The following is an 8,692-nucleotide window of genomic DNA, read 5'->3' as shown; positions in this document are numbered from 1 at the left end:
CGCGCCCACCCCTCGCGCCCGCAGCTCCCGCGCCAGCCGGTTCGATCTCCCGTTCAGCTCGCCGTAGCTCAGCGACGCGCCCTCGTACACCACCGCCACCGCCTCCGGCGCCTTCTGCACCTGCGCCTCGAACAGCTCCACCAGCGTCTGCTCAGGCAGCGCCTCAGCCGTCCCGTTCCACTCCCTCAGGATCTGCTCGCGCTCCTGCGGCCCCAGCATCCCGATCGCTCCAATCGCCTGCTGCGGCGCACTCTCAAGCGCATCCACCAGCCCCTGCAGCACGTTGTGCACATACCCGCAAAGACGCTTTGCCCCAATCGCCCCCACGGTCCTGACCGTCAGCCCGAAACCCTCGCCCAGATCGTCCACCGACAGCGTGAACGGGTAGTTCGTGCGCTCCTCGCTTCGTAAAATCCGGGTGCCCTCCCAGCCGCCTTCGCCCGTGCCGCTGCCCGCACTGTGCCGGTAGTTCAGCAGCGCAGTGAACAACGGCATGCCCGCCGGCACCCCGCTGCAGCGCTGCGCCAGCACCAGCGGCGCATGCTCGTAATGCATCAGCTCGCCGAGCAACGCATGAACCCGCCGCACGCCCTCGCGCACCGGCTGCGTGCCCACCCCGATGCGCACCGGCAACGTGTTGATCATTGGACCGACGATCCGCTCCGCTCCCGTGAGCCCCTGCATCCGCCCAAACAACACTGTGCCGAACACCACGTCCTCACGCCCCGACAGCTGTCCCACCACCTGCGCCCACACCAAGTGGAACAGGCTCGCCGCATTCACTCCCACCTCCCGCGCCTGCCTGCGCACCCGCTGCGACAGCGCGGACTCCACCATCTGCCGTGCCTCGTCCGCGTCAATCCCGTCGCCGCGCACCTCCATCATGCCCAGCGGCGCGGTGGGCTCTGCCACCTCCCCGAGCATCCTGCGGAAGAACCCTTCCTGCTCCTCCACACCGGCACCCAGGCGAGCCTGCGCCACCACGTTGCGGAACGGTAGCGGGACCGGCAGCTGCGACTCCTCTCCACGCAGATGCGCGACGACCTCCTGCTGCAGCACCTCCAGCGTCACGTGATCGCTCGCCAGGTGGTGGAACAGCAGCATGAGCAGCCAGCGGCCGCTGGCCGGATCCTGGGCAATATGTCCCCTGAGCAACGGCGCACGCTGCACATCGATACGGTGATGCCGCGGATCGAAACGCCTGTGCAGCTGGTCGGCCACGTCGGCACCGTCTTCGAAGCCCCCGACCTCCTCGATCACTAGCGGCGCGTCACGCCACACCACCTGCACCGGCTCTCGCACCCCTTCCCAGTGCACGCTCGTGCGCAGCGCATCGTGCCGCGCGACGACCGCCTGCAGCGCCTCGAGATAACGGTCCATCCGCGACCGGCTGTCGTACTCCAGCAGCAACGACATCAGGTACGGATCCCCCTCGCCCTCCAGCAGGTGATGGAACAGCACACCCTCCTGCAGTGGCGCGAGCGGATAGATATCCTGCACATTGCGCGCCCCCCCCTCGATCCGCTCCACCAGGCTGCTGATCTCATTCTCGCTCAGCTCCACCAGCGTCAGCATCTCCGGACGGATCACTTCGCAATCCAATGGAATCGCAGTTAGCGATCGACCCGACCATATAATTCCTGATCGCTCCGATTTCAGAAGAGAAATCAGTTCGGTCTTCTTTTCCCTTATTTTCGATAAAAGAAAATCGTCATCCAGTTTATGTTCCTCCGCCAAGACCATCAGCTTCCCATCTTTAACGGACAGCTTGATCTTAGCCTCAGTCAACCTGGCAATAAGCTCATCGATGCTCACAGCCACATCCCTCAATTAAATAGATCAAATTATCCAAAAAGACAATCTTTCCGGAATTACATCGGCACATTACCAATGCCGTCGACACGAACATAAAATATCAGGTCGAGAATCAGAAATTTTTGGCTTCGAATTCTTCGATGTCGGCAATTAACAATAGCGTCTCTTCTATTTCGCTCATTTCCGACATATATCGATCCACATCCCGATCGCTGATCAAAATGTCAGACACCAATCCCGCAGCCGATAATTTCTTGCTGCACAGATCTATCTCCAGAGACATTGCCGGATCTTTTTCAAGAAGCTCCCACAGGCGATAGATTCCAGACTCTTCGATCCTGACAGGCAGCAGGCCATTTAAAATCGAATTACGGTAAAAAATATCACCGAAATTTGCGGAAATCACATAATCGAACCCAGCGTCTTTGATTGCCCACACCGCATACTCGCGCGAAGAACCAGTTCCAAACTCGCGCCCCGCAACGATTGCTTTTGCGCCTTGATATCGCACGTCATTCAGTACGAATTTTTCATCTTGCCGCCAATCCCCGAACAGGGATTGGCCGTGCCCCGACCGGGTTGGCTTGTAACAGAAGCGTGCAGGAATGATCTGGTCCGTATCCACATTACTCTTGCGCAGCGGCAATCCCAATACACTGCAATGCAAATTAGGCATGGTCGCTCTCAAAGGTCAGTGGGACTTGCAATTCGCCCGAGCACCGCAGTTGCTGCTGCGACCGCCGGCGATCCGATATGTGTCATTGCGCGGGGACCTTGCCGACCCTCGAAATTCCTATTGCTGGTCGATAGCGAGCGTTCGCCCTCGGAAAGGCGGTCTTCATTCAGCCCGACGCACATCGAACATCCCGAGAGACGCCGGAAATCGACTCCGGCCTTTATAAAAACTTCGTCGATTCCTTCCCGGATAGCTTGCTCGCAAACCTTCATCGAGCCAGGAACCACGACCATGTGAACGTCTTTGTGAACACGACGACCGGCCAGTACCGCTGCCGCGGCGCGCAAGTCCTCCAAGCGGCCGTTGGTGCATGATCCAACGAACACCTTAGTGATCCTGATATCCCGTAGCATTTGCCCAGGACGGACCTGCATGTACGCAAATGCTCTTTCGGCCGCCTGCCGCTCGGTATCGCCGACCAAACTGGCTATGTCTGGTATGGGCTCGTCAAAGCCGATACTTTGGGAAGGGACCGTGCCCCAAGTCACGCGCTCCTTGACGGAAGCTGCGTCAATTTCCATTTCCGCATCGAATACCGAGAGATCGTCGCTGCAATACTGACGCCACCGTGCTACATCTTCGGGGTCTAGCTGTCGCCCGCTCACTGCAAACGCTGCGCGTAGGTAGTCAATTGTCACGTTGTCGACACCGATAATTCCGGCGCGCGCTCCGGCCTCAACCGACATGTTGCAAAGAGTCATCCGGCCTTCCATGCTGAGCGCATTTACCGCTTCCCCGGCAAACTCGACGACGTGACCGATGCCACAGCCCGTACCGAAGCGATTGATGATCTCGAGCGCCAGATCTTTCGCGCTGACTTTGTCCCCGAGTCGATTCTTGATCGTCATGCGCATCGTCCTGGCTTTCGGAAGGCGCAATGTCTGGGTCGCCAAAACATGCTCGACCTGGCTCGTGCCGATCCCGAGCGCAAGAGCAGCAAACGCCCCATGGGTCGTGGTGTGCGAGTCGCAGCATACCAACGTGGAACCGGGAAACACACGCCCTTGCTCCGGCGCCAGTACGTGAACTATTCCCTGGCCCGCCTCTCCGAGACGCAGATTCCGTATGCCAAACTCCTCGCAATTGGCTCGAAGCAAGTCAACCTGACGCCTGACAGCGGCGTCGGAATTGAGAGCATCCACCGAGCGGGTCGGAGTGTTATGGTCCTCGGTGGCAAGCGTCAGCTCCGGCCTGCGCACCATCCGCCCCGCGGACCTCAATCCATCGAAAGCTTGCGGCGTGTTGATCTCATGTAGCAAATGAAGATCGATGTAAATCAGGTCTTCCCAGTCATTCAGGGAGGCGACCCGATGCGCGCCAAGAATTTTTTGGAATAGTGTCTTCGGCATGACAATTTCTCCACAAAGCCGATTGTGCGATAGGCGACATAACGACCCGGCTTATGGCCAATATTCAAAATCCCTGGGCGGATATCAGTTAGACACGCATCCGAATTTGCTGCCGACCCAATGCGACGCATGCTTTTGCGCCACCTGATGACTCGAAAAATTGTACGTCTTCAACAACCACCGGTCGTCATGCGCCCCGTCCTCCGGGATTTCAATTCTTTCCCTGTTATGCAAACCATACTGGTTTGAAAAGATCAGCAGATCGCCATTCTTGATGCGATGTCGATATTTCTTCGCATTGCTAATGGCATCTTTGAATTCAAGCAGCGCTTCCAGCGCTGTGCGCGGAGCATCAACATTAGGCCTGGTTAGCGTATCAATGAAGCGGATTGCGCAGTCGTCGCTTAGAATCGCATGAGGCTCGGAGTGTTTCCGATCTGGATTCTTTTCACGCGTCCGATCGTCGATGTCCGTCACGAAACAACTGACCTTTAGAGCGGCGCGGCTGGACTCAGACAGGCGCTCAAGAATATCTCTTCCGTCTACGTATGTCGTATAAGTCAAATCATCGGGAACGCAGCGCATTCCGAGCAACGCAATGTAGTCCGCGCGCACAGGATGACTTGCTCGATCGTTGTGATAGACCAGATCTCCGTCGGAAAACCCGCTACGCCCTCCCCTGAAGCGGTCGAGCGAGATCACGTCCGTAAAGAAGTCTCCGTCGTTGCGATCACTATAGGAGATCAGCGGATTTCCAAGAATAAGGGAAATCAACTCCATAAACGATTCTGCCACGAAACTCTTTTTCTCGCGCTTCTTGTCCGCCGCTGGATTGACGTGTCCCAGATAAGGCAGGTCTTCATCGACCGGGCAATTTTCAAGCACGTGGATGGAACACCCATCCTTCCGGCTTTCAGCAATCTGCTCACTAAGATTTTTCAGAAAGGCAGGCATTCCATGTGCGCTCACCTTGCTGCGAAGTTCATCCGAGAAGCGGTGATAGTCGGCATAGGGCGACACATCGATGGCTTCGAACATCCGCTTGACGATACGGCTCTCGACATCGCTAAAGACGTAAATAGGTTTCATATATATATATCCAACCCGGCTATGCGAAAAATCACTCTGTTACTCAGACATTTACACCAAAAAACTCCACACGAATCCGCGCTTCCAGATCGTTCAATTCTGAGCAGGTTGGCTGATGTCCTCCGCAGATGAGCGCTTCATACAAGCGATCTACGTCTGACTCGTCGAATTCGACGCGCATGCTGCCGAGAGTGTGCCTGATTACCGAACGGCCAGAATGGCGGGAAACCAGCAGTTTTCTCATGCGCCCCACATCCTCGGGCTTTACATATTCGTATGTGTCGGGGTTGTTCAGAATTCCCTGCTGGTGTATTCCCGCAGCAGTGCTGAAAGCGTGTTTTCCGAACAGCGGCTGGGTGCGTTGCTCTTCTAAACCGACGATTTCCCGCAAGCAGTTGTATGCGGAGTACAACTTCGAAAGCTTGATGTTGCTGAAAACGCTGTATTCGTTCTTGTACTGCAACAGAGCAACCATCTGTTCCAGCGACGTATTGCCTGCCCTTTCTCCAATGCCGCCCAGCGTAGCCTGGACTTCGTCGGCCCCGGCGTTCACGCCGGCGAGAGCGTTGGCAAGGCCAAGCCCCAGATCGTTGTGACAGTGCGTCGAAAGCTTGACCGTCGGTCCGACCCAGTCACGCGCGCTTTTGATTAGCCGATAAAAACTGTCTGGTGTCGCGTAGCCCGTGGTGTCGGCGAAGATGATCTGGTTCGCACCAGCGTCCACGGCAGCCGAAGCGAGCATCTCCATATAGCCATGGTCGGCCCTGCTCGCATCCTCAATTCCGACCGCAATATTTCGAATGCTTGCGCTACGGGCGAACGCGACGGCAGACTCGACTTCCAGGATACCTTGATTGCGCGTGATATTGCGTTTGTGCTTCAGGTGCAAATCGCTTCCTGTCGCGACCATCATGACCAGGTGACGATCACTCGTACCGCCTGCCTTGATCGCGGTCTCCACGTCCTTGATCAGCGCTCGCGAAAACGTTGCAAATGAAGAACTTGTCAACTGGGCGCTGATCATCTCCGTCGCTATAAAGTCGGCGGGCGACGACGCAGGAAACCCCAACTCGATGGTTTCGACGCCTGCATCCTCCAGCATCAGCGCCAGCTTCAGCTTCTGCTCCGGCGTCATGGCATTGTCCGGTGCCTGCTCACCGTCTCTCAACGTGGTATCAAGAAACGTCAAATGACGACGCTGCTGCGATACTGAATTTTCACTATACGTTTGACTGTCCATGTCGACTAAATCCTGAATGTCTTGATGTGCATTTCTTACTTGAAAAGAGAGCGTTTCTCATCGAACTACTGAGGCCCGGAGATCAACATCGTGTCGATCATCGCCGCTCCTCGAGCATTCCGCTTCGTCGGCTCCTAGAGCAGCACCAGCACTTGAATAGTCAACGTTTTGCGTTCTTATTAACGTCGCAAAGTCACATGGCGCGCGCCCGTCGTAGAATGCCTCTTCCATCGCATAACCCGACATGCAGGACCACTGATAAACCAATTTTTCTGCATGATTGCAGTTGTGGTCGTCGATGTTCACAGATCTGCTCACCATTCGTGTCCTTTTTTGCAGCACAACGGAAATCCACCCGCCCGAATGCGGCTGATTGCGGGCCGGTTTGACAGCCACGCGCCCGCTGCCCGAGGAGGACAATCCTGCGGCAGTTTGGCAAGCACCCGGACGCAAATGCGAAAGCCAGTTTGTAAAGGCGAACCTAACCGCAATCAGACAGTGGTATTCGTACTCTTCGCGCATGTCTGGCGCCGACGCCTTTTGCAACCTTCTAGTGTTCCGTTCTGTTGTTAACTACCAGCATGCCCATAGGACGACCGAAGGCCGAACTGGTGTTGAGTGAAGATGAGCGCTCGCAACTGACTTCGATCGCGCGTTCGCGCTCGATTTCGGCGGCGCTGGTGACGCGTGCGCGCATCGTGCTGCCTGCTGCTGCCGGGGAGCGCAACAGCGCAATTGCCCAGCGTCTTCAACTCACGCGTGCCAGGTGGGCAAGTGGCGTATCCGGTTCCTGGAGCATCGCATCAACGGGCTGTATGACGAAGTACGTCCCGGCAAACCGCGCACGATTGACGATGAGAGGCTGGCTCAACTGATTCACAAGACCCTGCACACAAAGCCGGCGGATGGCTCCACGCACTGGAGCGTGCGCACGATCGCCGCCGAAACGGCTATCTCGCCAAAGAGTTTGCACCGTTACTTCAAGCTGCTCGGCCTGCAACCGCATCGCAGCGAAAGCTTCAAGCTCTCGACCGATCAATTCTTCATCGAGAAACTGCGCGACGTGGTCGGCCTGTACCCGAGCCCGCCCGAGAATGCATTGGTCCTGTGCGTGGACGAGAAGAGCCAATGACAGGCGCTCGAACGCACGCAGCCCATGCTGCCGATGGGCTTCGGCTACGTCGAAGGCGTCGCGCACGACTACGTTCGCCATGGCACCACGAATTAGTTACGGCTGTGGTATTAAGTCGCGCTGTCGATTGGTGCGACAGGTTCTGCCTCAAAACCATTCAGGTCAAACACGCGACGGATCAACCCGGACGCCTTGGCGTTATCGAGGAAGGCGCGGACGTAAGCAAGCGCCAGCGGCCGCCCTTTTGGAATTGCAATCGCAATGCCGGTTGCATGCAAACTCCCGTCGAGAAGGCGAGACCCAACGATTCGCGGCTGGTAAGCGGCTAGGACATCGCGTGATAGAGCGACCGCGTCAACGCGGCCGCTGCACAACATGTCGATGGCCTCGCCGATAGAGGAGACCGGCATGATCGTAGACAAATGCAGAACACGCACTGCACTGCGAATTGTCGTCGTGTTCGATATGCCGGCAACCCGCACTTCTGGCCGGTTGAGGTCCAAGACCGATTTGAATTCCGAATTTCCCTGAACGAGGCACGTGCTCTCGGCGTTGAAATAGGCAGGTCCGAACGCCACACGCCTCCTGCGTTCATCGTCGATTGGCACAAACGCCACGTCGATCAGTTCGTTTTCGACCGCATCGGTCAATTCGCCTGAGTTAGGCGTAGCGAAAAACTCAACAGGGACGTCGGCGGCCTTAGCGAGAGCCCTACCTAGGTCGACAGTGACGCCGCATGGCTCGCCGTCATCACGCTTGACGACGAAGTAAGTTGAAGCCGCTGGCGCGAAAACCACGCCAACTCTGAGTTTGCCAACTGCTGCAAGTTCGTTTGGCGCGGCGCCGACATCCTTAATAGAATACGACGCCGAAGGTGATTCCCTGCTGGACAATTTATTCTGTCCCATGGGTCAATCTCCAACAGTGACGTGTTGCGCAGGTTCTGTCGCCGCATGCCGGCGGGATGCAGCAGATGATCATCGATTGCGTCTTCTTCACCTCGCACGACGAGCTCCCGTCCTTGAGGGCAAGCGTAATATTGCTTCTGTCCAGCCTTACAAGGAGATCATTGACATTCACAGTTCTATTTCCTTCATTTTTCTTGCCGCCGTCGCCAGCTCTGCGAGGTTGGCTGTAATAAAGAAAGCGCGTGCGTCAACGATCAGATTCGCGGCAAGCATCCGCTCCACGACTCGCATGGCCAGCAGCGAGTGTCCGCCCAGCTCGAAGAAGTTGTCCGCGCGACTGACGCGCGCCACGCCCAGCACCTGCTCCCAGATCTGCGCGATCAGCGTCTCCGTCTCCCCCTGCGGCGCCTCGTACTCCCGGCC

The 8,692-nt window shown here is 57.0% G+C and carries 8 protein-coding genes and 1 pseudogene; 1 reads left to right on the top strand and 8 read right to left on the bottom strand.

Annotated elements, in window-relative coordinates; translation table 11 throughout:
• The 6 genes from J3489_RS36575 to J3489_RS36550 all read right to left on the bottom strand — a co-directional run.
• Positions 1 to 1,815 (bottom strand): condensation domain-containing protein (locus J3489_RS36575; protein WP_309491488.1); only part of this gene is annotated, 1,815 nt, incomplete at its 3' end.
• 112 nt (positions 1,816 to 1,927) lie between these two features.
• Positions 1,928 to 2,491 (bottom strand): 3-isopropylmalate dehydratase small subunit, encoded by a 564-nt coding sequence (gene leuD / locus J3489_RS36570; protein WP_207005672.1) that lies wholly within the window; start codon positions 2,489 to 2,491, stop codon positions 1,928 to 1,930.
• Positions 2,492 to 2,499: 8 nt separating this feature from the next.
• Complete coding sequence (gene leuC, locus J3489_RS36565) at positions 2,500 to 3,900, bottom strand: 3-isopropylmalate dehydratase large subunit (protein ID WP_207005671.1); 1,401 nt, start codon at positions 3,898 to 3,900, stop codon at positions 2,500 to 2,502.
• Positions 3,901 to 3,984: 84 nt separating this feature from the next.
• Positions 3,985 to 4,989, bottom strand: coding sequence for a TauD/TfdA family dioxygenase (locus J3489_RS36560; RefSeq protein WP_207005670.1), 1,005 nt, complete (start codon positions 4,987 to 4,989; stop codon positions 3,985 to 3,987).
• A 43-nt stretch (positions 4,990 to 5,032) separates the two neighbouring features.
• A complete protein-coding gene (locus J3489_RS36555; protein ID WP_207005669.1) occupies positions 5,033 to 6,229 on the bottom strand; it encodes a LeuA family protein in 1,197 nt (398 codons plus the stop codon).
• A gap of 57 nt (positions 6,230 to 6,286) precedes the next feature.
• Entirely contained in the window at positions 6,287 to 6,751 is a 465-nt protein-coding gene (locus tag J3489_RS36550) for a hypothetical protein (RefSeq protein ID WP_207005668.1), read from the bottom strand.
• A gap of 59 nt (positions 6,752 to 6,810) precedes the next feature.
• On the opposite strand from J3489_RS36550, the pseudogene J3489_RS36545 reads away from it, so the two are divergent.
• Positions 6,811 to 7,451: pseudogene (locus tag J3489_RS36545) on the top strand (IS630 family transposase); the annotation flags it as partial.
• Between the two features lie 20 nt (positions 7,452 to 7,471).
• On the opposite strand, the gene J3489_RS36540 reads toward J3489_RS36545, so the two are convergent.
• On the bottom strand, positions 7,472 to 8,269 hold the full coding sequence (locus J3489_RS36540) for a transporter substrate-binding domain-containing protein (protein WP_207005667.1): 798 nt from the start codon (positions 8,267 to 8,269) through the stop codon (positions 7,472 to 7,474).
• Between the two features lie 168 nt (positions 8,270 to 8,437).
• The coding region (locus tag J3489_RS36535) for a phosphopantetheine-binding protein (RefSeq protein ID WP_207005666.1) at positions 8,438 to 8,692 on the bottom strand (255 nt) is incomplete at its 5' end.

It is taken from the genome of Trinickia mobilis (assembly GCF_017315705.1).
In the GTDB taxonomy this organism is placed as follows: domain Bacteria; phylum Pseudomonadota; class Gammaproteobacteria; order Burkholderiales; family Burkholderiaceae; genus Trinickia_A; species Trinickia_A mobilis.
This window is presented reverse-complemented; position numbering and strand designations above follow the sequence as displayed.

Bases quoted from the DNA above. Each gene is read 5' to 3' on its own strand.
- J3489_RS36555 (WP_207005669.1), bottom strand. From the start codon at position 6,229: ATGGACAGTCAAACGTATAGTGAAAATTCAGTATCGCAGCAGCGTCGT.
- J3489_RS36550 (WP_207005668.1), bottom strand. From the start codon at position 6,751: ATGCGCGAAGAGTACGAATACCACTGTCTGATTGCGGTTAGGTTCGCC.
- J3489_RS36540 (WP_207005667.1), bottom strand. From the start codon at position 8,269: ATGGGACAGAATAAATTGTCCAGCAGGGAATCACCTTCGGCGTCGTAT.
- leuD (WP_207005672.1), bottom strand. From the start codon at position 2,491: ATGCCTAATTTGCATTGCAGTGTATTGGGATTGCCGCTGCGCAAGAGT.
- leuC (WP_207005671.1), bottom strand. From the start codon at position 3,900: ATGCCGAAGACACTATTCCAAAAAATTCTTGGCGCGCATCGGGTCGCC.
- J3489_RS36560 (WP_207005670.1), bottom strand. From the start codon at position 4,989: ATGAAACCTATTTACGTCTTTAGCGATGTCGAGAGCCGTATCGTCAAG.